Below are 20,911 nucleotides of genomic sequence, written 5' to 3'. Positions count from 1 at the left end.
CCGCCAGCTCTTCGGGTAAGCGCTGCGGGCGGCCTGGAACAAGCACACCATTCTCTTATTCTTTCTATCGAAGGACAATCTGGACACATGACCTAACAGGTTCTCGCGGTTGACGTTCTCATCAAGGCTGATCTCTGCCGCGTCGTTCGCGGTGTCGATAACGCAGCGGATCGGCTCGGTCTTCTTGATCTCCTTGCGCTTGACGCGCAGAAGCTGCGCCAGCCTGCGGCCTTCTCCGACGCTGACCAGATAGAAGCCGGTTGGCTCCCCCTCCGCGTTCGCTTCCGGCTCCACCACAAGGTTTTGCAGCATCCCCTTGGCGGCGATGCTCGCCGCTTTCCCCTCGATAGACGCCTCGCTATGCGGGGTCTTGCGGGCATTCTTCGGGTGCTTCTTGAGCTTGTTGAGCGGGATGAAAACCGTTTCGCCATGTTCGGCAACGGTCGTGATCTGTGCATTGGTCGTCATGGTCTTTTTCCTCATTGGTCTGGGTTGGAGCGCAGCGCTGCGCTGCAACCCTGGCCGTCGCCGAGACCGGGGGGTGCAAGGCGCAAGGGCGGACGGGCGGAGGGGGATCACCCGGCCTGCACAAGCGGATCGAAGTCATGACGAAGGTGCGCAGCACATATCCGCGCGGAAGGCTGGGGATACCGCCCGTCCGCCCTTGTGCCGCGCCAGGGGGCAGCGCCCCCAAGCAACCCGCCCGGCCAGAGCGGAGCGGAGGCCGGGCACATGGGCCGGATCAAGATACGGAAGGCCGGAAAGCCGTAAGTCTTGACATCCTGATCGCCGCTTGAATTGCTGAGAGGCGCGAATAGAGTTGGAATGTTATCGGAATGATCGGAGGTTCAACTGTCGCGATGACAGAGAAGCGGAACCAGGAGATTTTGAAACGCCGTCGCGCTGGTGAGACGTTCTCCGCCTTGGCGGCAGATTTTGGTGTTTTCAGAGAACGAGCACGTCAGATTTTCGAGTGAGAGGAAAAGCGAGAAGCACGGCGACTTGAATTGGCCGAGGCCGATCGCCGACCGTCTTCCGGTTGAGGCCATACCTCGCCGCTAGCTCTTTGAGCGGAGCCTTCGATCGCTGTATTGCCGCTCGGATGGCGTGCGTAGTCGTGGCCCTGCCATGGAGTATCTGGCCCATAATCCCTCCTGGAATGCGGAGCCGGATTGACTGATTCCATCACACTCCGGGACTGAACACCTAGGTCGGCTGACGGCTTGGTGAAGTCGGCAGGATCAATCACCGCCTGCTGTAACCGACCGTCTTGCGTGGTCTCTACCGTGATCGCGAAGGGGCGCTTGTTCTCCGATCCCTGGCCTGCCTTGGCGCTGTTGCGCTCCCCGCCCAGATAGGCATCGTCCAGTTGCATCACGCCGCCGAGCATCCCGTCCTGCTTTCTGTTCCTCCATGGCCTGCATCAGCTTGTGCTTCATTCGCCAGGCTGCCTGATAGCTCGTGCCATTCCGGTTGGACGGCGATTTCCATGGCACTAGACGACCGGTTTATTTCTATGTATAGCTACACCCATGAACCTGACCAAAAAAGCTCAAGTTACCAGGCAACATATCCTCGACACGGGGTATCGGCTCGTGCTGCACAGGGGGTTCGCTGCAATGGGCCTGATGGAAATCCTCAAGGAATGTGGCGTCCCTAAAGGGTCGTTCTATCACTACTTTGCGTCGAAGGAGGCCTTTGGCTGCGCGCTATTGCAACAGTACGTTGACGAATACATTGAAAAGCTTGCTCGCCTGCTCGCGGAGACAGGCAATGGACGTGAAAGTCTTATGCGGTACTGGAATGCCTGGATCGCCGATCCGACCAGTTCATCTGATTCGGCCAATCCGGTGCAAGGGTGGGCCGATGATTGTCTGGTGGTGAAGCTCGCCGCAGAGGTGGCTGACCTATCCGAAGACATGCGCCGCGTGCTCGATGCGGGCGTTCAACAGTTGCTGGCGAGAATTGCCGCATTGATCGACGAAGCCCGCGAAGACGGCTCAGTGCCCGATGGTGCGCCGTCACCTGCGCTGGCGCGAATGCTGTACCAGATGTGGCTGGGTGCCGCGCTACTCACCAAACTCAGCCAGAACAGGATGCCACTACATCAGGCCCTGATTGCCACGGAAACCCTGCTCGCCTGTGATCAAACGCCCCCAAATGTTCCGATCACGTAATTGATTCTAACCCATCGAAGGATGATTCTTATGAAGATCTTGTTCGTACTGACTTCCCATGACCAACTCGGTGATACTGGTCACAAGACCGGCTTCTGGCTCGAGGAATTCGCCGCTCCTTATTATGTGTTCAAGGACGCCGGTGCTCAGATCACCTTGGTATCCCCCAAGGGTGGCCAACCCCCGCTGGATCCAAAGAGCGATCTGCCCGAGTTCCAGACCGATTTGACCGCCCGCTTCAAGGCCGATCCTCAGGCGCAGGCGGAGCTGGCCAACACCGGAAAACTGGCCGAGGTGGCAGTGTCCGATTTCGATGCCGTGTTTTACCCCGGTGGCCATGGCCCGCTGTGGGATCTGACCAACGACCCGGTGTCGATAGCGTTGATCGAGACTCAGGATCGCGCGCGCAAGCCGCTCGGTCTGGTCTGCCACGCGCCGGGCGCGCTGACCAAGGCGCATCAGGCCGATGGTCGCCCCTTCGTTGCCGGTCGCAAGGTCACCGGATTCACCAATGGCGAGGAAGCGGCGGTCGAACTGACCGAGATCGTACCATTCCTGATCGAGGATGAATTCAAGCGCCAAGGTGGCCTTTACGAGAAGGGCCCGGACTGGCACCCGCATGTTGTCGTTGAGGGTCATCTGGTGACCGGCCAGAATCCGGCCAGTTCCGAAGGAGTCGCCCGCGCACTCCTCAGCCTACTCGGCTGAGGCCGGCCTGGCGTCGTGCCGACCGACCGGCGCTAACGCGCGCCAGTCGCTCTCCCTCTGCCAAAGCGATCCAGGCTGCTCTGCTGCCGCAGCGAGCCGTCATGGGCACATTCGTTCCTACCGGAGGCGGCTTGCCACCGGCTTCGGGATGGTCATTCACTCAGGAAATCCGCCATGAATACTTCAGATATTTCTGCCGCGCTGAACGCCAAGGTCGCGCGGATGAAACAGGCGCACCTGGCCGGTGGCCCGGCCAGCGCCGAATTGCGACGTGACCGTTTGCAACGTGCCGCGGAACTGCTGATCACACACCACGATGAACTGGCTGATGCCATCAGCGCCGACTACGGACATCGTAGCCCTTACCAAAGCCTGCTGGCGGACGTGCTGTCGTCGGTTGCTGCACTTCGCCATGCCAGCGAGCATCTGGAAACTTGGATGCAGCCGGGTGAGCAAGATGCTCCCGGCCCTGGGATGCAAGCGCGCGTACAATATCAGCCGTTAGGCGTAGTGGGCATCATTAGCCCCTGGAATTTCCCGATCAACCTGGCGTTCAGCCCTCTGGCGGGCGTCTTTTCAGCAGGCAATCGTGCGCTGCTTAAGCCCTCGGAGTTGACGCCCCGCACATCCGAACTGCTGGCACAACTCGTCGCACGCTACTTCGACCCACTGGAACTGGAGGTGGTGCTGGGCGATGCCGAAACGGGCCAGGCGTTCAGCGCGTTGCCGTTCGATCATCTGATCTTCACCGGTAGTACGGCCGTGGGTCGCCACGTCATGAGGGCGGCCGCTGAAAACCTGGTCCCGGTGACGCTGGAGCTGGGCGGGAAGTCACCCGTTTTCATTGACACGGATGCTGACATAGCTACCGCCGCTGCGCGTGTACTGACGGTCAAGACCTTCAACGTCGGTCAGATCTGCATCGCGCCGGATTATGTGCTTCTGCCAGAAACGGCGCGCGACGCTTTCGTGGAGCACGCTCGTACCTTTGTCGCCCGCACATTGCCGACGCTGCATGACAACCCGGACTACACCTCCATCGTCAGCGACCGCCACTACCGCCGCCTGATCGGCCTGCTGGACGACGCCCGCGCCAGGGGTGCCAGCGTGGTAGGGCTGGAGCCTGCGGGTGAACCGCATACTGACGCACGCACGCGCAAGCTCGCCCCGACCCTGGTGCTCAATCCGCAGGAAGACATGCAGGTGATGCAGGAAGAAATCTTCGGCCCTGTCCTGCCGGTGCTGACCTACCATGACCCGCAGCAGGCGCTTGATTACATCAACGCGCATCCGCGCCCGCTCGCGGCCTATTACTTCGGCAATGACCCGGCAAAGCAGCAAGCGTTTCTCGAAAGCACGACTTCCGGCGCGGCGGTCATCAACGATGTGATGACGCATGCCGTGGTCGAGAGCGTGCCCTTCGGCGGCGTGGGTCCGTCTGGCATAGGAGCGTACCACGGCATTCACGGCTTCCGACGTTTCAGCCACGCCAAGGCGGTGGTGGTGCAAAGTGCCGATGGCGCGTCCAATCTTCGCTTGCGCGCGCCATATGCCGATGCGCTGGCGCAAGCGCGGGCCCTGCTCGCTGGCAAGGCATAACGCACTCGCTTTGTGTCGTCGTTCTCGTTCAACAGGAGCCAATCATGAAGATTTTCTACAAAACCCGCGCTACCGCCACCGGCGGCCGTTCCGGCCGTACCGCGCTGGACGACGGCAGCCTCGCACTGGACATGGCCATGCCCGGCTCCGGCAAGACCGGAGCCAACCCCGAGCAGCTTTTTGCGATGGGCTACGCCGCCTGCTTCGACAACGCATTGCCCGTGGCCGCCAAGCAATTGGGACTGGCGCCGACCGCCACACGCACCTCGGTGGAAGTGGGCATTGGCCAGACCGCCGCCGGCGGTTACGCGCTGGACGTGGACTTGCATGTGGAAGTCCATGGACTGGACCAATCGGCCGCACGCAAGCTGGTGGAAGCCACCCACCAGGTGTGCCCGTATTCAAATGCCACGCGCGGCAACATCGAGGTGCGCCTGCACGTATCCGTAGCCTGAACAGGAGAAAACCAGCATGCGCAGCGCCATCCATACTGCATTCGGCGAACCCGCCGAAGTCCTCGAACTCGGCGACCGTCCGATACCGCAACCCGGACCAGGCGAAGTCCGCGTCAAGACCACGCTTGCGCCGATTCACAACCACGACCTGTGGACGATCCGGGGCCGCTACGGCTATAGGCCGGACCTCCCCGCAATTGGCGGCAGCGAGGCGGTTGGCATCGTAGATGCGCTTGGCGATGACGTCGAAGGCGTCTCCAACGGCCAGCGGGTAGCTGTTGCTTCGGTGCATGGCACCTGGGCAGAATATTTCCTTGCCCCCGCACGGCTGCTGGTACCGATGCCGGAAGCCATCCCGGACGAAACCGCGGCGCAGCTCATTGCCATGCCCCTGAGCGCGTTGATGCTGCTGGAGTTCCTCGAGGTCGACCAGGGTCAGTGGATCGTCCAGAACGCGGCCAATGGTGCGGTCGGCAAAACCTTGGCGATGCTGGCCGCCGCGCGTGGAATAAATGTGCTCAATCTGGTGCGCCGTGATGCTGGTGTGGATGAACTGGCGGCCCTGGGCATTGATCATGTCGTTTCCACCGCGCAGCCCGAGTGGCAGGAAATTGCCCGCGCCATTCTTGGCTCCGGGCTGGCGCGCGCGGGAATCGATTCCATTGGTGGCGCCGCCAGCGCGGCGTTGTTGGGATTGCTGGGCGAAGGCGGGACACTCGTTTCCTTCGGCACGATGGCTGGAGAGCCGATGCAAATCGACTCCGGCTCGCTCATCTTCAAGCAGGCCACGGTCAAGGGCTTCTGGGGCAGCAAGGTTAGCCTGGCCATGTCGGCGGACGACAAACGTCGCCTGGTGGGTGAACTCTTGCAGCGTACGCTGGCCGGTGAGCTGCTGCTGCCAGTGGAGGCCGTCTACGACCTCGCCGATGCCGCCCAGGCCGCTGCGGCCAGCTTGCAGCCGGCCCGTAAAGGCAAGGTCTTGCTGAGGCCGTAAGCGAGTTGAGGGCCGGGAAGTGCAAAAGAGTGGATCTGAGGCAACGCTGGTCAAGCCGCTGTCGTAGCCCAGTTCTGGAGTGCGCCCCTGCGGGTAGACAGGATCAGGCTACGGATTTGACTGTGAGCCGGGCGTGTTGATCCTCGAACTGCTGCGGACTGAGATAGCCGAGCGCAGAGTGCAATCGGCTGGCGTTGTAGCCCTGATCGATGAAGCGCGTAAGGTCGGCAGTGATGTCTTCGAAAATCTCGTAGGCCATCGGATAGACAGCCCCGACCTTGAGCGTTTCACGAAGCTCTCGGCCTTGGCGTTATCCTACGGATGGGACTATCAGTAATTTTGTGCGCGGGGCCGGTTATCGTCATCAGATGACGAACCGTTCGCCGAAGATCACGGCGAACTGGGTTTTTGCCTCCGACCACTCGCGCGGCGGCCGTTTCCATTCCTCGGCCGCCTTGTTGAGGACGGAGGTATAGTAGCTTCATCGCGGCATCGTCACCGGGGAGGTGGCCGCGGGTTCGCACGGCACGGCGCAGCTTCGAGTTGAGCGCCTCGATCGCGTTGGTGGTGTAGATGATCCGGCGCACGCCTTGCGGGAAGGTGAAGAACGGGATCACCTGGTCCCAGTGACGCCGCCAGCTCTGGGCGATCGCCGGATGCCGCTTGCCCCAATGGCCGGCCTCGAACGCGTCGAGCGCCGCCAGGCCGGTCTCGGCCGTCTCGGCACGATAGACAGCGCGCAGCGCGCTCGCGATCGGCTTGCGTTCCTTCCATGACGCAAAGCTCATGCTGTTCCTGAGCAGGTGGCCAGCGGCCGGGCTACGAATTAGCCCTGCGTGCTGTGTCGGTTTGTCTCCATCGCCAGAGCAAGCAACTTGACGATCGCGGGATCGCGATTTCCGGGCAACCAGACGGCCGAGAAGGCGATGGCGTCAGGCTCGTCGTGGACCGGCAGGAAGACGACGTTCGCCATGTTGAAGGCTGCGCCTTCCTCGGCGAAGAGCGAGACACCATGCCCGGCTGCGATCATCGACAAGAGTGCGCTGCGGCCCACATCGACGCGGCGGATTGCCGGTGTCGGCCATTTTCCGGCGGAGCGTAGCAGGATCAGATCGAGAACCTGCGGTCCTGTGCCGCTATAGCGGATGAGAAATGTTTCCTGTGCAAGTTGCCGCCATCCCACTTCCGATAGTGCTGCCAGCGGATGCCCGGCCGACAGGGCGACCATCAGACGGTCGCGCCAGATTACTCGGGAGCTGAGGTCGTGGATTTCGTGGGTGCAGGCCATGAAGGCGAGATCCAGCCTGCTTTCACGCAACATGATCTGGGCTTCGCGCGCCGTGCATTCGGCGATGTCCAGGCGAATGCACGGATGCTCGGTGTGGAAATGCTCGAACAGACGGTCGAGGAAGCAACCCGGCGTGAGGGCATGGACCCCGATGCGTAGGTTGCCTTCCTCGCCGCGCGCCTGCATCCCGGCTGTAATAATTGCGAAGTCGATTATACCGAGGGCATCACTGATCTGATCGACAAAATGGCGACCTGCTTCGGTCAGCCGGACGCCGCGCGTGTTGCGATCGAAAAGAACGACGCCAAGGTCTTCCTCAAGCGCCCTGATCCGCTGGCTGACACTCGACTGGCTGGTGCTGAGCATTCGCGCTGCGCGATGGAAGCTGAGATACTCGGCTACGGCCAATGTCTGGATCAGGGCGACCATTGGAAAGCGCCCGCAACGCAAAAGCGTATGCTCGATCGTCGTCGGCTGCTTTACGCTACCCCGCTTATGAACTTGCCGGCGACGCATGGGTCATGGCCCAATCGCCGCCGCCGGGAAATGGGGAAGAACGTGCTCGGCCAACTCGTCGAGCACTTCATCCATTGGTCGCCGGAGTGGTTTGAGATTAAGGGCGACATGGGAGACACCTTCGTCCTGTTGCCGTTTCCATAGTTCAACCAGCGCGCGGCGACCGATGCGGATGCCTCGCACGAACTGCAACGAGGCATTGGGGTCAGAGTCGAGATCGAAGAAGGTGCCATATCCGTAAGGTTTGAAGACGGCGTCCGGTGTGGCTGCACGCCATCTGCCGATGACCTCCGGGAGCCGCCCGAAATCGCTTAGGTGCCAAATCCAGCCGTCCATGTTGGCGGCAAGCCAGGCGATGTCTTGGCCGGCCCGACCAATCGCGATCAGCGGCAGGCGCGCGCCGACCGGCTTGGGCACAAGGTTGAGGCTGCCGTCGAGACGACCATAGTGCTGTGACTGAAAGATGCCGAAGTCGCTTTCCGTGGACGCCCGGATCATGGACAGAGCATCGCGGAATCGTTCCGCACTGTTGTCGAACGGCAGTCCGAAGGTCGGATATTCAGCCGGGCGGTCGCCCGTGGACACGCCGAGCAGCAAGCGACCATGGGATAGCTGATCGACGCTTGCCGCCTGTTTGGCGACAATCAGGGGATCGCGCAGAGGGAGCACGATGCCTGCCGTGCCGATTGTGATGCTTTTCGTCTGCGCTGTCAGCCAGCCCGCATACACCATCGGGTCGATGACCTGCCCGATGTCGCCAAATCCGGGGTCGAGAAACGGAACATCACGCAGCCAGATGGCGGAGAAGCCGAGTTCGTCGGCCTTCCGCACCATTGCCGTATGATCCCGCAGCGTCGGCCCCGGCGAGGATGGATAGCCTTCGAGCGGCGCCATGAAGCCGAACGTCAGCCGCCCGGGCTGGAACAGGCGATTGTATGCGGCGTGATCTTCGATTCCTGCCGGCCGCTTCCAATCAAGATTCGCTTCCGGGCGGCTCATGGCTGATCCTCCGCCTCGGCCAGATTGCGGCCGACGAAGAAGCCCCCGGCGACGGCAATGACTGCGAGAGCGACGGCGAAGCAGATCGCGCCCGTTGCCAGTCCGGCTCGATCAATGACCAGGCCCGTCGCCATCGGCATGAGGCCGGCGGGGATATAGCCGCCGATGTTGAGGACGGCGTTGGCTTCGGCGCGGCGTTCGGCAGGGACATGCAGCCCGATAAGCGTCAGCCCGCCGAGTTGACCGAGACCCTGGCCGCTACCGGCGAGCAGCGCCGCGACGATCAGGGCCACGGCACTGGAAGCCGCGACGGCGATCCCGATCCCGACCATGGACAGCACGGTCGCGCTCGCGCCGAGCAGGAAGATCGTGCGCACGGGACGGCTGCGAGCGAGGAATTGCACGCCCGTCGCCGTCAGGAACATCCCGCAGGCCATGGCGCCAGCGATCAGCGGGCTTGCCACGCCGATCAGGCGGGAGAGCAGCGAAGGGCCGAGCGACAGCACGAACGATGTGGCGGTGATCCCCGGCCCGAACACGGCGATGCCGAAGGCAAGGTGTCGGCGGTTGGGCTGTGGAACGCTCGGCAAACGCAGCCGCCATGCAGCGCTGGCCGTGGGCGTGCCCTCTCGCAGCGGCAGGAGGAATACCAATAGCGTCGCGCTGGCAAGGATCGCGAGTTCGGCGCCGAAGATCGGCAGGATCGGTTCGGGCAGCGCAAGCGCGAGACTACCGGCCAGCAGCGGGCCGAGGCCCGCGCCGAGGACCATCGAGACCGAAGCGAGCAACGATGCTTGCCGCCGCCGATCCGGTCCGCCCAGATCGACGACGGACGCCATGCCCGCCGACACCGCCGCGCCGACCGCGATGCCGGACAGGAATCTTGCGATCAGCAACATGATTACCGATTGCGCGCCGGCAAAGAGCAGACATGCTATGATCGCGGCGGCCAAGCCGGGCACGAGGACGGGCCTGCGTCCGAAGCGGTCGGATAGCTGTCCGACGACCAGAAGAGTCAGGAGAAGCCCGAGGATGTATGCGGCAAAGATCGCCGTCAGCATGGTCGAGGAAAAGTCGATGCTGGACTGCCAGCGGACGTAGAGTGGCGTCGCGGAGTTGGAAAGAATGAATATCGCGGTGACGATCCACGCCGCCGCCCACATACGCCAGACCGATCTATCGTTTTTTTTGCCGTGGAGGATGACGAAGCGATGGTCATGCGCCATCCTCGTCATGTGTCCGGACACGTCCGAGCAGTGCGAAAACGATCAGCGCTGTCACAACACTGGCCGCAGCGAGGATGTAAAGCTGCATCTGGAAAGCGTTGTCGTAGCTCTGAACCAGCAGCGCGCGTCCGACATCAGGCAGGATCGTGGTGGCACCGGCGAGGTCGCCCATGGCGATACGGTTCGCCGCCTCGATCATGCCGTCATGGCTTGTTGCCGTGGCGGAGAACATTCTGATCAAGCCGGACTGTATCAGCCCGGCCAGCAGCGCGCCGACGATGGCGATGGCGACGCCATCGGCCGAAACGCGCACCGCGTTGAAGATGCCCGTCGCCATACCGGCGCGTTCCTTTTCGACCACGCTGACGGCAAGACCATCCATCAGGCCCCAGGGCAGACCGATGCCGATGCCGATAGTGGCCATCGGCAGGATGATCGACGCGCCGTTGCCCACCGACAGCGCCTGCGCCAGCCACACCAGTCCAAGTGCGGTGATAAGGAGACCGATGCCGGACAGCACGCCAGCCGTTACCCATCGGGCCAGAGTGGCGGCCAAGAAAGGCACGACGAGCAAGGGCACCGACAAGGCAATCATCAGCCGCCCGGCATCGAGTGCGGACTGACCCTCGATCCCGATGAACCGGGCCGGCAGAAGAATGATGAGGGTCACATAGAAGAAGGCGGGCGATGCAGCGAGGATTTGCACGCCGACAAATTTGGCTCTAGCGAACAGCGACAGGTCGAGCATCGGCCTCGCCACGCGCCGTTCGATGACAATGAAAGCCGCGAACAGAATGGCAGAGACCAGCAGCGATCCGACAACCGCAGCGCTGCCCCAGCCTTCTTCCGGCGCCAGCAACACCGCGTAGGTGAAGAGGGCCAAAGCCGCCGTAAAACTGATGGCCCCCGGCCAGTCCAGACCTGTGGCGTTAGGATCGCGGGATTCCCGCGCCGACCATGCAACCATCACGAAACCAAGGAGGCCAATGGCGGCGGTCGCCAGGAACACCCATTGCCAGCCCAGAGAATCCACGAGCGCACCAGCCGCGAGCGGGCCGAAGGCCAGACCCACGCCAAAGGTTGTGCCGAGCAAGCTGAACACCCGCGTCCGGGCGTGGCCATCATATTCCTGCGCCAGCGACGACATGGCCCCCGCGAATGCGGCAGCGCCTCCAAGACCCTGTATCAATCGGAACACATCCATCCAGATCACGGTCGGCGAAAACGGAATGGCGATGGTGGCGGCGGCGAACAGCGCCAGCCCCGACAGCCAGACACGCTTGCGGCCGTAGATGTCGGTCAGGCTCCCCGCTGCCATCATCGCGCTGCCATAGGTCAGGATATAACCGTTGATGACCCAATTGAGCTGGACGGCCGTGCCGCCGAGCGCTTCGTTCACGGATGGCAGAACAACCGCCGGGCCGGTGAAGCAAAGCGGGATCAGCACGCCAGTCAGGCACGCGGAGAGCAGAAGTAGCCATTTTCTGGCTGAGGATCCATCAAGGGTTGTTGTCGTCACGGTCAGGATTCCGTCTGCAAGGACAGTTGAAAGGTTTGCCAGGCGGAGTCCGACGATTGCTTCAGGCGATTGGTCTTGGTCCGACTGTTTGATTTCGCGGAAACATAAAGACGTGCTGAGAAAAGAAAATCAGGCTACATTTCCATTCTTAGCGGACATATGCGTCCGCAATGGAGATTGGCATGATGGATCACATGGCCGGGCTAGGCGCGTTCATGCAGGCGGCGGAAACCCGCAGTTTCGTTGCTGCTGGCCGCCAGCTTGGCGTGTCCGCTTCCGCCATAGGCAAAGCGGTCGCCCGGCTCGAAGATCGGCTCGGCGTGCGCCTCTTCCATCGCAGCACGCGCAGCATCACGCTAACCCCCGAGGGCGTGCTGTTTCTTGAACGCTGCCGCCGCATCGTCTGCGAAATCGAGGCCGCCGAGTTGGAACTGTCGCAGCGCCAGGAAGCGCCACGCGGAAAGCTGCGCGTCAGCCTTCCGCTCGTCGGTATGTTGTTACTGCCGGCAATCGGGGCTTTTGTCCGCACCTACCCGGAGATTGAGCTGGACCTTGATTTCACGGATCGGCTCGTGGATGTCATTGATGAGGGGTTCGACGCGGTGATCCGCACCGGCGAGGTCAGCGATTCGCGTCTGATGACCCGTGTTATCGGCACGTTCCGGCACCAAATCGTGGCTGCGCCTGGCTATTTGAAAGCCCGAGGCACGCCGCAGACGCCTGCCAATCTCTTGGACCATAGCTGCCTGCACCACAAGTTTCCGAGCACCGGCAAACTTGAACGGTGGCCGCTCCATGCCGATGGAGGGGCGTTGGACATTGAGCTTCCTGCGACGTTGGTGGCGAGCACTATCGAACCGCTGCTGTCTCTGGCCGAACAGGGCATTGGCATCGCCTGCCTGCCGGATTTCGTGGTGGCGCGATACATCGAGGCCGGAAGGCTGGTTCAGATTCTCGAAGAGCACACCGCGAATGCGGGGACGTTCCGATTGCTCTGGCCCTCGACCCGATATCCCTCACCGAAGCTGACTGCGTTCACCGAGTTCATGGCGAAGCATCTGTTCGGCGTTACGATCAGGAAATAGCACTTCAGTTCGGTCGTCTTATTCGGGCTTGCAGAAGAGCGTCCGGAAAAGCTGTTCCGACCGCTCGATTCCCTCGTCGGTCAACACGACGGATTTCGCCTTGCCGAACGGATTGCTGATGAACCTCTTCTCATGCACTCGGTTCATCGCGCCCCAATCGAAGCTCTTCCATGACCGGCCGTCCCGGCCGAGTGAGTGGAAGAGCAGCGCAAGGACTGCATCGTCGATTTTGTCCTTGTCGATTTCCATAGTCCCGATACCCCAGTGTTCATGGTGAGTCCCGACCGGACGGAAGGAGACCGCACCATGAAGACCGTCGATTTTCATGCGTATGCCTATTTTATAGGGTCATGGAGGGCTATGGAGTAGATATAGTTCTCATCGCTATCTCGCATGGCCCGGCTGTCGTCATAGATCGGCTTGCCGGACCCTGCGGGAACCCGATGGGCATATACTCTATAGCCCTCCCACTTGAATCCTAAAAACGGTTTCCAACCTCTTGAAACGACGGGGAAGCTTTATCTTTCGTTTGGCAATCGGCGGGTTTCGACGACGATGACATAGCTATGCCGGCCTTGCAGCTTGCGCTGACGTGAAGGTCGTCCGGCTACGTCGCATAAGACGAATAGACCAAGCGCAAGCATGCCGACAAATATGTGCAGGCCTTACCGCCTGCGCTATCGGCCGACAGCAATCCGGACAGGCGGAGTTGCCGTTCTTGAAAGCCGTCCTGCGCGAGACGCCGGACCAGAACAAGTCAAACCACGTCGATGACGGTTAAAAGCGGCAGAGCGAGCGCCGAGGGGTATGAGACTCTTGGGCCTCGAGGGATGACAGGTCGAAGCTTATGAAAACGCGGAAGAATAGCCTATGCCCGTGAGTCAAAGTGATGCACTGTGTTGCAATTAGAATCATCTATCGCTAAGGTGAACAATAGGAGAACATTAGCAGGTCTGCCATGAGTGATCGATCAAAAAAGCTCGGCCCCCGTGTCACCGTCAGCGTCACGCCCGGAGACTACGACACGTTGAACACGCTCGCCGAAAAGGACGACGTATCCGTGTCCTGGGTCGTGCGGCGTGCCATCCATGAATATTTGCGGCGATACCAGCAGCCCTCACGGGCTGTGCAGCGGCCGGCTCTGGACAAGCGGGCAGCGGCACCGGAGAGGACATGAAACAAATGAAAATGCCGGGGGAAAACGAACAGATGCTTCACACAGCAAACAGGCCACGCAAGGCAGCGCCGGCTATGCCCGCCAAATCTCTGGATGCCCTATACCGCCAGCCACTGGCGGCAAAGCGCACCGGTGCCCTGTACGGGGCCTTTCCATACCCGACAAAGATTTCCCCGGAGGCGATTGCCCTATATATCGCCGCCCATACCAAACCCGGCGACACCGTGTTTGACGGGTTCGGGGGCAGTGGGACGACCGGCCTCGCCGCGCTGCTTTGTGAACGGCCAACCGAGGAATTGCGCGCCGAAGCGATCCGCCTTGGTCTTGACGTGCAGTGGGGTGCCCGCAATGCCGTTCTCTATGAGCTGGGCGCGCTCGGCTCGTTTGTCGGCCGGACCCTGACCAATCCGCCCGATCCTGCCGCGTTCAGGAAGGCCGCCGAAGATGTCCTGGCGGCCGGGGAGAGCGAAGACGGCTGGATGTATGAAGCGCGTGATCCCTCCGGCGCGAAAGGCTCCCTTCGTCACCTGATCTGGAGCGATAAGCTGCGCTGCCCCGGTTGCCGCAGCTCTGTTACGTTGTGGGATGCGTGCGTTTCGCTCGATCCGGCGGAGATTTCTTCCACCTTCTCCTGCCCGAAATGCCGCCATGAAGCGCCGATGGATGATGTGCAACGGGTGACGGTGCAGGAACAGGATGATGTGCTGGGCGAGCAGCGCGCATTGCGCGGACGCGCGATGGCCCGCGTCTATGGTTCGACCGGAAAAAAACGCTGGTCGCGCCCTGCCACGGCCGCCGACCTGACGCTTATCAAGAAGATTGAGGCGGAGCCGATCCCGCCCTGCGTCCCGCAGGCGTTGATCCCCTGGGGCGATCTCTACCGAAAAGGCTACCACCAGGGCATTACGCACGTTCATCACTTCTACACGCGGCGCAATCTCATCGTCTTCGCCCGCATGTGGGACCGTGTGGAATCGTATAGCGGCGCGCTCCGCGAAGGGCTGCGCTTCTGGCTGCTCAGCTATAACGCGGCGCACGGCACGATCATGACGCGCGTCGTGGCGAAGTCCGGCCAGAAAGACCTAGTCGTCACCAGCGCCCAACCCGGCGTGCTCTATGTCAGCGGCCTTCCGGTAGAAAAGAACTTTTTTGCAGGATTGCGGCGCAAGCTTACAACAATTGCGCAGGCGTTTGAGACAATCCACGGCGGCAGCGGTAAGGTCGAAGTGGTCCACGGATCTAGCTGCGCTGTCGCGCTGCCGTCCGGCAGTATCGACTATGTATTCACGGACCCGCCCTTCGGAGCCAACATACCCTATGCCGAACTCAGTTATATAAACGAGGCTTGGCTCAAGACCTTCACCGACCGCACAGATGAAGCCATAGTTAGCCCGAACCAGGGCAAGGCCATTGACGAGTACCGGGACCTGCTGACCCGGTCGTTCAGCGAGGCTCGCCGGATATTGAAGCCGTCCGGCAAAGCCACGATGGTGTTTCATTCCGCATCCGCCGAAGTCTGGAACGCCTTGCAGCGCGCCTACCAGGATGCGGGCTTTGACGTGGAGTATGCGGGGGTTCTCGACAAGAAGCAGGGTAGCTTCAAACAGGTCACAACGGAAGGAGCCGTGCGCGGCGATCCCGTGCTCCTGTTGGGGCCGCGTCGTAAGGCCGAGGCCCGGATCGAAAGCAGGACCGGTGCGGACGAATGTGTATGGACGGTCGCAACGGCCCTTCACCGCGCGGCGACCGCCGCGCATGATCCGGCCGAAGCGACGGCGCAGAGGCTTTATTCCCGCCTTGTGACGCATTTCCTGAGCCATCATCAGCAAGTCCCGCTTGACGCGGACGTCTTCTATCGCTGGTACGCCGAACAGCCGCTGCCCGGAGTTCTATGCAGTGCCGGCGACTGACGCAGTCGGCGCGATCAGGTCCTCCGCGCGGTCCTTTGAGGAAAGCCTGCCGCCGGCTCAGCGCAAACGGCTGGGGCAGTTCTTTACTGGGTTGCCGTTGGGGGCGCTTCTCGCGCACCTAGCGCGAGACGCCGGCGCGCGCACGGTGATCGATCCGATGGCCGGGCACGGTGACCTGCTTGATGCGGTAGCATTGACGGCGCAGGCGCGGGGAACTCGGCTCAGCCGACTGCACGGAATAGAGCTTGATTCCGAAACAGCCGCCTTCTGCGGTCGCAGGATGGCGGCTTTGCAGGCGGACGAAGCTGCGGAGAGCAGCCATATTCTCACGGGAAGTGCTTTTGACCCCGCCGCCATCGCGGCGCTAGATACCCCCGGCTATGATCTCGTCATCACCAATCCCCCTTATGTGAGATACCAATCGCAAAACGGGAACGGTGCCGGTGTCGGTGACGTGCGCCGGGGCCTGTCCGCGATTGTTGATGCGCGCATGATTGGCGACGAGCGCGCGCTCTGGCAGGCACTGGTTGACGGCTATTCGGGCCTTGCCGATCTTTCCATACCGGCCTGGCTCCTGTCCGCCGTGTTGACACGGCCGGGCGGTCGCCTCGCCCTTGTCGTTCCCGCTACCTGGCGTTCACGCGACTATGCCGATGTCGTGCGCTACCTGCTGCTGCGCTCGTTTCGCCTTGAGTACATTGTCGCGGATACACAGCCCGGCTGGTTTTCCGATGCGCTGGTGCGCACGCATCTTGTGATCGCGCGCCGGCTTTCTTGGGACGAGGCGCAAGCTCCCGTGTCAGGCCGGTCGCTTTTGCCGGCAACCTGGCTGCAAGTTGCACCGGCGGCTGCGGGCGGAGAGTCGCTTGTGGGCGGTGCCTTTCCCGGTTCGGAACCGGAGCGGGATTTTGCGGCATGGGCGGGCGCGGCAAACGGGGACGTGCCGGGCATTGAGCGCCGCCCCTTTGCGCTGGATGAGGAATGGCGCACACTGGAGCAACGCCTTGCACGCAAGGGCTGGTTCCAAAAGGCCGAAAACAGACGCGATGCCCTGCCGCTATTTTCCGCCGGGGACGCAAGGCCTGCGGCGATACCGAAAGGATTGCGGGACATGCTGCCGCCCGGCGCGGCGCCGGCGCACCTCCAAACGCTCGAACAGGCGGGTATCCGGGTCAGCCAGGGCTTGCGTTCGGGCTGTAACCGGTTTTTCTATGTGGCAATGGGCGGTGACGAAGAGGGTGAGACCGTCATCGTCGAAACATCGGACAGCTTTGAGAACATGCAAGTTCGCGTTCCCGTGGCGGCGCTGCGCCACGTTCTTCATCGTCAGGCGGATATGCAGGCCTTTGCAGACGGGCGCGTTCCGGCCACGCGAGCACTTGATTTGTCTGATTGGGTTCTGCCGGAAGACCAGCCGCTCGTCGCAGAAGCGGCGGAGGCCTATCGTAAGCGGCGCCTGTCTCCGCCCCGCGTTATGCCTCCCGAGCTCGCGTCATTCGTGCGGCTGGCAGCCCGGACTGCGCCGGACCCGAAAAAGCCGGCCCAATTCATTCCCGATCTCACGGCCGTGCGCACCAATGTCCGCCGGACCGCGAACGGCCGCGACGTGCCGCGCTTTTGGTACATGCTGCCGGCCTTCACCGCGCGCCACCTGCCTGCGATTTTTACACCGCGCATCAATCACGGCACACCGGCCGTCGCGCTAAATACGCAGCCGCCGGTCCTGATTGATGCCAACTTCTCAACGCTGTGGGCGGAGCAAGGGCGGTGGACAGCTTATGCGCTCTACGCCCTGTTCCACAGCAGCTGGTGCCGGGCGGGGATGGAGGCCGCCGGCACCCCGCTTGGCGGCGGCGCGCTCAAACTCGAAGCGACGCACATCCGTCAGATACCCATTCCCGTTTTGTCGGACCGCGACTGCGAGAGACTTGCCGCGCTCGGACAGCAGCTGGCTGCGGGCGTGCCGTCAGCCCTGCACCAGATCGACATGTTTATCCTGGCCGCTTCGTTTCCCGGTATGAACGAAAACGACCTCAAAGACGTAGCGCGCCATATCGACTCTCGCCTCGAGGCCGCGTGCGCTGCCCGCCAAAGGACCATACATGACAGCTGATATTGTCCGCATTCGTGAAACTATTGCGCGCTGCCGCATGCTGCGGGATGCCAGTCATGTCGAGGCGGTGCTGCGCAGCGAGTTCGTGGGACGGTTGCGGCTTATGTTCCCGGACACCACGCACGAGACCTGGATCAACAACTACACCGAAGGGACGGAAGCCCATACCAAGGTGGGCACGGGATCAGGCAAGGCCGCATCCCGGTTCATCGACAATCTGGTCGGTTCGACCACGATTGAGTACGAGTCCGACCTGCGCAACACAGCCAAGCGCGATACCGGCTACGGCCAGGTGCAGGAGCAGGCGGCGGGGCTTGTGCGCGCGGGCATGCCGATTTCAACGGTCCGGGGCGTACTGTCGGACACGGTAGAATGGTACGCCTACGATGCCAAGCTTGCAGCGGGTGTTGATCCATCGTCCTGCACCGCTGCCGACATCACGCTCGTTGTTATCGACGAACTCAAGCTACTCGATGACGGCGTTCTGTCCGCCGAGCAGCTCGGCGGCTTTATCAAGAAGCATCTGGCGCGCGAACAGTCGCGGCCGTTGCGTTCCGAATTCCTCGCCTCCGACCTTGGCATGGACTCTGCCGCATACAAGAGCAGCGCCGGGCCTTTGTCGTTGCTTGTGGACGAGGGGCGCAAAGCCGATCCGTCCGCGAGCCTTGCCACCGATCTCTGGTCACAGTTCGTCGATCATCTGGAAGGGCCGGCAGGCACCTTCCGCACCGCCGCATATGTTGATGAAGCTTACGTGACCCTTCTCGCGCGGCTTCTGAGCGCGAACGTACTGACAGGCAAGGCGGTGCTCAGCACGAACGACGAGTTGAAGACAATCCTGAACGGGGAATTTTTCCGCAACAATTTCCAGCTGGAGAATGTGGTCGAGCAGGATTATTTCGGCTGGCTTCTCGGCCCGTCCTACATCGACCGGCTTGTCGCGGTGGCCCGCGACCTCCAGCGGGATCTCTATGCGTACGATTTCAGCTGGTATCCCGATGAGGATTTGTTCGGCCGCTTTATGGCGCAGCTCGCCCGCCGCAGCCAGCGCAAGCTGCTCGGCCAGGAATGGACCCCGCACTGGCTCGCGCGCCTGCTTGCCGACCGTTGCATCGACGGCCTCCCGAACGGGGAAAGCCCCCGGATCGTTGATATGTGCTGCGGGTCCGGTACGATGCTCGCAGAAATCATAAAGGCCACACGGGTCCGGTTCGGCTTTTCCGCCATCGAACAGCTTGAAGACGTGGCGACCGGATTCGACATCGACCCGCTGGCGGTCAGTCTCGCCAAGACGACCTGGGTCGTCAGCCTCTCGGCTGAGATCAAGGCGGCGACGAAGCCCATCGTCATCCCGGTCTATCATGCGGACTCGCTGTTCGCCGTCACACCGGTTTCGGCGTCAGTTCCGCTGGTCGGCGAAAGCGATACCATACCGGTATCGCTTGACGGCACGACCGTACATCTGCCGACAGCGTTGGTGCAGCCGGCATACCGCGAATTTTTCGACAAGATCGTGGACTGGGCCTATGACGAGGCGCGCGATGCGCAGCAGCGCGGAACCGTTGCGGGTTTCAGCAAGGCGGACGCGGATAGTTTTCTCGATGGCACGATCGCCGTGTTCGGGATCACGTTGTCGCCGGAGCTTTACAAGCAGCTGTCCGAGGCGCTGTTCCCGCTGGCGCATCGCATGGCTGAACTGGCCGTTGCCGGGCGCAACGGCATATGGGCGTTCATCCTGCGCAATACCTACAGGCCGGGGCTCCTGACCGGCCACTTCAACGGGCTTGTGTCCAATCCGCCATGGCTCGCCATGAGCGGGCTGGCGGACAACCCGTACCGGGACTTGCTGAAAGGCCGAGCGAAACTCTACGGCATCCAGCCCGCAGGACAGTCCTTTCTCCATCTTGAGCTGGGCACGATGCACCTGCTTCATGCCATCGACCGTTATTTGGGACCGGATGCCTGCGTCGCCTGTCTTGTACCCGGCACGGTGCTGAACGGCACCCACCACGAAAGGCTCAGGCAGCATGATTTCCTGACAAGCGACCGCCCCGTCCCGTTCGACATCGCCGAAATCTGGCAGGTCGCGCCCGGAACCTTCAAATATCCCGGCGCGGCGCTGGTCGGTCACAAAAGAGCGAATACGACCGGTCTTCCACAAAGCACGTTTAGCGGCTTTGTGGCGACAGACGCGGGGCTGAACGCCGCAGGCTTTTCGGTTCGCACCATCGGTTCGGCGCGCAGCGCCTGGGTGCTCGAAACGGGCGGCGGTTCAGCCGTGGCCGGCGGTGGCGGCGACCTGCCGCAGCAAGGAGCCGACCTTATGCCACGCACGGCCGTCTGCGTGGACATCGTCCAGAATGCGGGCGCGGAGGTTCGCGTCGATACGCCGACACGCGCTTCCGCGTGGGGATTTACGATCAAATCAGCCAAAGAAATGGCGGCAGACCGCTTCCCCGGCCACGTTGCGCCGCGCTTTCTTTTCCACATGGCCCAGTCGGAAAATCTGCTGCCGTTCGTGCTCGGTGTCCATCGCGCGCCGTTGGCTCTGCCGGCGCTGCGCGCGGCGGGCGGAACGTGGAGCATTCACGACGAGGCCGAAATCCGCAGGCAAGGCTTTACCCAGACCGCACGGCGGTTCGCCGCGATCAACCAGAGGCTCAAAACGGTGGGGAAAGGCAAGTCGCTCCAACAGCGCATCGATGAGCGGGGTAAGCTTTCCAAGCAAGTCTTCGGTATGAGCGGGTACCTCATTCTGGCCGGTGCCGGCGGCAAGATCATCTGCGCGGCGTGCGTTCCGGTTGCGCAGGCTCAGGACCTTGTCGTCGACCAGACACTGTACTGGAAAGTTGTGACGGACGCGGACGAGGCCTGGTACCAGGTCGGCATGCTCAACAGCGAGGCTCTCACCAACGCAACCCTCGCGTTTAACCCAAAGGGCGATTTCGGGGAGCGGCATCTTCACACGCTACCCTACAGAATGATGCCTGCATACGATGCCGCCAACGGCGATCATCAGAAGATCGCGGTCCTTGCCAAAAATATTGCCACACTAGGTTCAGGACCTATTAATTTGGCTTTAGATGTGATTCACAGTCTCCATTGAGGAGGCTGCGATGGGTGATTTGTTTTTGTTGAGTGAGTG

General features: G+C 62.0%; 15 protein-coding genes and 4 pseudogenes. 10 read left to right on the top strand and 9 right to left on the bottom strand.

The genetic code is table 11. The features are described from left to right. Positions 1–96: 96 nt before the first annotated feature. Positions 97–468: pseudogene (locus FHS81_RS18795) on the bottom strand (ParB/Srx family N-terminal domain-containing protein); the annotation flags it as partial. Between the two features lie 811 nt (positions 469–1,279). After that, positions 1,280–1,466 (bottom strand): annotated as a pseudogene (locus tag FHS81_RS16710) (IS1595 family transposase); the annotation flags it as partial. Positions 1,467–1,532: 66 nt separating this feature from the next. Here FHS81_RS16710 and FHS81_RS16705 point away from each other — a divergent pair. The 5 genes from FHS81_RS16705 to FHS81_RS16685 all read left to right on the top strand — a co-directional run bounded on the left by FHS81_RS16705 (position 1,533) and on the right by FHS81_RS16685 (position 5,933). Further along, on the top strand, positions 1,533–2,177 hold the full coding sequence (locus FHS81_RS16705) for a TetR/AcrR family transcriptional regulator (RefSeq protein WP_025292348.1): 645 nt from the start codon (positions 1,533–1,535) through the stop codon (positions 2,175–2,177). Between the two features lie 30 nt (positions 2,178–2,207). Further along, a complete protein-coding gene (locus FHS81_RS16700; RefSeq protein ID WP_025292349.1) occupies positions 2,208–2,885 on the top strand; it encodes a type 1 glutamine amidotransferase domain-containing protein in 678 nt (225 codons plus the stop codon). A gap of 174 nt (positions 2,886–3,059) precedes the next feature. Continuing rightward, positions 3,060–4,484, top strand: coding sequence for a coniferyl aldehyde dehydrogenase (locus FHS81_RS16695; RefSeq protein WP_025292350.1), 1,425 nt, complete (start codon positions 3,060–3,062; stop codon positions 4,482–4,484). Between the two features lie 44 nt (positions 4,485–4,528). Then, on the top strand, positions 4,529–4,939 hold the full coding sequence (locus FHS81_RS16690) for an organic hydroperoxide resistance protein (RefSeq protein ID WP_025292351.1): 411 nt from the start codon (positions 4,529–4,531) through the stop codon (positions 4,937–4,939). A gap of 16 nt (positions 4,940–4,955) precedes the next feature. Continuing rightward, positions 4,956–5,933 (top strand): zinc-binding dehydrogenase, encoded by a 978-nt coding sequence (locus tag FHS81_RS16685; protein ID WP_025292352.1) that lies wholly within the window; start codon positions 4,956–4,958, stop codon positions 5,931–5,933. A gap of 103 nt (positions 5,934–6,036) precedes the next feature. Here the strand turns inward: FHS81_RS16685 and FHS81_RS16680 are convergent. From FHS81_RS16680 to FHS81_RS16655, 6 genes and pseudogenes are all read right to left on the bottom strand, one after another. Next, positions 6,037–6,207, bottom strand: a pseudogene (locus FHS81_RS16680) (hypothetical protein); the annotation flags it as partial. 90 nt (positions 6,208–6,297) lie between these two features. Continuing rightward, positions 6,298–6,739 (bottom strand): annotated as a pseudogene (locus tag FHS81_RS16675) (transposase); the annotation flags it as partial. Between the two features lie 20 nt (positions 6,740–6,759). Beyond that, complete coding sequence (locus FHS81_RS16670) at positions 6,760–7,650, bottom strand: LysR family transcriptional regulator (RefSeq protein ID WP_075821216.1); 891 nt, start codon at positions 7,648–7,650, stop codon at positions 6,760–6,762. A gap of 90 nt (positions 7,651–7,740) precedes the next feature. Then, positions 7,741–8,736, bottom strand: coding sequence for an LLM class oxidoreductase (locus FHS81_RS16665; RefSeq protein ID WP_025292358.1), 996 nt, complete (start codon positions 8,734–8,736; stop codon positions 7,741–7,743). Continuing rightward, the gene (locus FHS81_RS16660) at positions 8,733–9,962 is read right to left on the bottom strand and encodes an MFS transporter (RefSeq protein WP_025292359.1); all 1,230 of its coding nucleotides are present in this window, start codon (positions 9,960–9,962) and stop codon (positions 8,733–8,735) included. Before FHS81_RS16660 ends, FHS81_RS16665 begins: the two co-directional genes overlap by 4 nt. Beyond that, positions 9,952–11,481, bottom strand: a complete 1,530-nt coding sequence (locus tag FHS81_RS16655) for an MFS transporter (protein WP_210201978.1) — start codon at positions 11,479–11,481, stop codon at positions 9,952–9,954. The genes FHS81_RS16660 and FHS81_RS16655 overlap by 11 nt, the downstream gene beginning before the upstream one ends. A 185-nt stretch (positions 11,482–11,666) precedes the next feature. Between FHS81_RS16655 and FHS81_RS16650 the strand changes: the two genes are divergently transcribed. After that, the gene (locus FHS81_RS16650) at positions 11,667–12,566 is read left to right on the top strand and encodes a LysR family transcriptional regulator (RefSeq protein WP_025292361.1); all 900 of its coding nucleotides are present in this window, start codon (positions 11,667–11,669) and stop codon (positions 12,564–12,566) included. Positions 12,567–12,584: 18 nt separating this feature from the next. Here FHS81_RS16650 and FHS81_RS16645 read toward each other — a convergent pair whose 3' ends face one another. Further along, positions 12,585–12,815 (bottom strand): DUF6429 family protein, encoded by a 231-nt coding sequence (locus FHS81_RS16645; protein WP_025292362.1) that lies wholly within the window; start codon positions 12,813–12,815, stop codon positions 12,585–12,587. 709 nt (positions 12,816–13,524) lie between these two features. Here FHS81_RS16645 and FHS81_RS16640 point away from each other — a divergent pair. Genes FHS81_RS16640 through FHS81_RS16625 form a run of 4 tightly spaced genes read left to right on the top strand, consistent with a single transcriptional unit; the run spans position 13,525 to position 20,872 of the window. Next, on the top strand, positions 13,525–13,743 hold the full coding sequence (locus FHS81_RS16640; RefSeq protein WP_183754668.1) for a ribbon-helix-helix protein, CopG family: 219 nt from the start codon (positions 13,525–13,527) through the stop codon (positions 13,741–13,743). 32 nt (positions 13,744–13,775) lie between these two features. Further along, positions 13,776–15,653 (top strand): DNA methyltransferase, encoded by a 1,878-nt coding sequence (locus tag FHS81_RS16635; protein ID WP_246375072.1) that lies wholly within the window; start codon positions 13,776–13,778, stop codon positions 15,651–15,653. Further along, positions 15,640–17,766, top strand: a complete 2,127-nt coding sequence (locus FHS81_RS16630; protein ID WP_183754666.1) for an N-6 DNA methylase — start codon at positions 15,640–15,642, stop codon at positions 17,764–17,766. Before FHS81_RS16635 ends, FHS81_RS16630 begins: the two co-directional genes overlap by 14 nt. After that, positions 17,756–20,872: an N-6 DNA methylase gene (locus tag FHS81_RS16625; protein ID WP_210281785.1), complete on the top strand. Its 3,117-nt coding sequence runs from the start codon at positions 17,756–17,758 to the stop codon at positions 20,870–20,872. Before FHS81_RS16630 ends, FHS81_RS16625 begins: the two co-directional genes overlap by 11 nt. Positions 20,873–20,911: the final 39 nt, after the last annotated feature.

It is taken from the genome of Pseudochelatococcus contaminans, from assembly GCF_014195635.1.
GTDB classification, from domain to species: domain Bacteria; phylum Pseudomonadota; class Alphaproteobacteria; order Rhizobiales; family Beijerinckiaceae; genus Pseudochelatococcus; species Pseudochelatococcus contaminans.
This window is presented reverse-complemented; position numbering and strand designations above follow the sequence as displayed.